Here is a 1,944-nt window from a genome sequence, read left to right as displayed (position 1 = left end):
CTTCTGTAGATGTCAAGAGTAGGTAAGGTTCTTCGCGTTGCATCGAATTAAACCACATGCTCCACCGCTTGTGCGGGCCCCCGTCAATTCATTTGAGTTTTAATCTTGCGACCGTACTCCCCAGGCGGTCTACTTAACGCGTTAGCTCCGAAAGCCACGGCTCAAGGCCACAACCTCCAAGTAGACATCGTTTACGGCGTGGACTACCAGGGTATCTAATCCTGTTTGCTCCCCACGCTTTCGCATCTGAGTGTCAGTATCTGTCCAGGGGGCCGCCTTCGCCACCGGTATTCCTTCAGATCTCTACGCATTTCACCGCTACACCTGAAATTCTACCCCCCTCTACAGTACTCTAGTTTGCCAGTTTCAAATGCAATTCCGAGGTTGAGCCCCGGGCTTTCACATCTGACTTAACAAACCACCTGCATGCGCTTTACGCCCAGTAATTCCGATTAACGCTCGCACCCTCCGTATTACCGCGGCTGCTGGCACGGAGTTAGCCGGTGCTTCTTCTGCAGCTAACGTCAAATGAATATGCTATTAACATATCCACCTTCCTCACTGCTGAAAGTACTTTACAACCCGAAGGCCTTCTTCATACACGCGGCATGGCTGCATCAGGCTTGCGCCCATTGTGCAATATTCCCCACTGCTGCCTCCCGTAGGAGTCTGGACCGTGTCTCAGTTCCAGTGTGGCTGATCATCCTCTCAGACCAGCTAGGGATCGTCGCCTTGGTGAGCCATTACCTCACCAACTAGCTAATCCCACCTGGGCATATCCTGACGCGAGAGGCCTAAAAGGTCCCCCTCTTTGAGACCAATTCCGAAGAACCGGGCTATTATGCGGTATTAGCCATCGTTTCCAATGGTTATCCCCCACATCAGGGCAATTTCCCAGGCATTACTCACCCGTCCGCCGCTCGACGCCGTTAACGTTCCCCGAAGGTTCAGTTAACTCGTTTCCGCTCGACTTGCATGTGTTAGGCCTGCCGCCAGCGTTCAATCTGAGCCATGATCAAACTCTTCAATTTAAGATTTTGTTCGGCTCAATGAATACTGAACATTACATAAGTAATGTTTGAATTGACTGTGCTCTTATTGGTCTTTACTTTTGAAAAAGTAAAACAAAACAGCTCAAGGCTGTTGCCCAATTCGAATGGTCACTTCGTTTCATTGAAACCTAATTTGAAACCCCTCTTTATTTAGAGAAATTTCTAATTGGATTATCATCAACGAGTGCCCACACAGATTGATAGGTCTATATTTTTAAAGAGCTTCTCTTCTGCGTGATTTGTATCACTCGGAAGAGGCGGCCATTCTAGCGATTTAAGTTTTAGTGTCAACCACTTTTTTCAAACTTTTTTTTCAAGCAACTTGCTTGGCTAGTTAACCGTATCGACTTCGCTTGAACCCTTGTGAGCTCTTGCCCTGTCGACGAGGTGGCATTATAGAGATCGCGCTCACATTGGCAAGCGTTATTTTGAAAAAATTGCAAAAATAACATCTAAATGTCGTTTTTTCGCTCAAAGTTTTATTTATCCAACTTTACCCAAAATAAGCAAACATCATACTCACAGAGTTATCCACAATTGCTATTTTTTAGACAAAAGAAAAGGCCGCATTGCGACCTTTCTTCTTATATATAAGAGAGCAGATTAGATACCGGAACCATCTTGCTCATTACCATCATCTTCATGAAGTCCACATTCACGCTTTAAACCAAAGAAACGAGTTTCTTCTTCACTCATTCCTGGTTCCCATTTTTTCGTGGTATGGGTATCACCAACGGACAGATAACCTTCATCTCTTAGCGGGTGATATGGCAGACCATGTTCTTCTAGGTAGTAATGAACATCTTTATTAGTCCAGTCGATTACGGGTAGGAATTTAAACACACCATTTTGGATAGACAAGATCGGCAAGTTGGTACGTGACTTAGATTGC

The 1,944-nt window shown here is 45.6% G+C and carries 1 protein-coding gene and 1 rRNA gene; both read right to left on the bottom strand.

Going from position 1 to position 1,944, the window contains the following annotated elements:
* Window positions 1–1,031: ribosomal RNA gene (locus DA100_RS08175) — 16S ribosomal RNA — on the bottom strand; the annotation flags it as partial.
* Between the two features lie 624 nt (window positions 1,032–1,655).
* Window positions 1,656–1,944: phosphoadenosine phosphosulfate reductase family protein (locus DA100_RS08170; protein WP_171052177.1), on the bottom strand; the 289-nt coding region annotated here is incomplete at its 5' end.

The organism is Vibrio sp. Hep-1b-8 (assembly GCF_006124995.1).
In the GTDB taxonomy this organism is placed as follows: Bacteria; Pseudomonadota; Gammaproteobacteria; order Enterobacterales; family Vibrionaceae; genus Vibrio.
The sequence above is the reverse complement of the archived record's forward strand: the minus strand, read 5'-3'. Positions and strand labels throughout refer to the sequence as shown.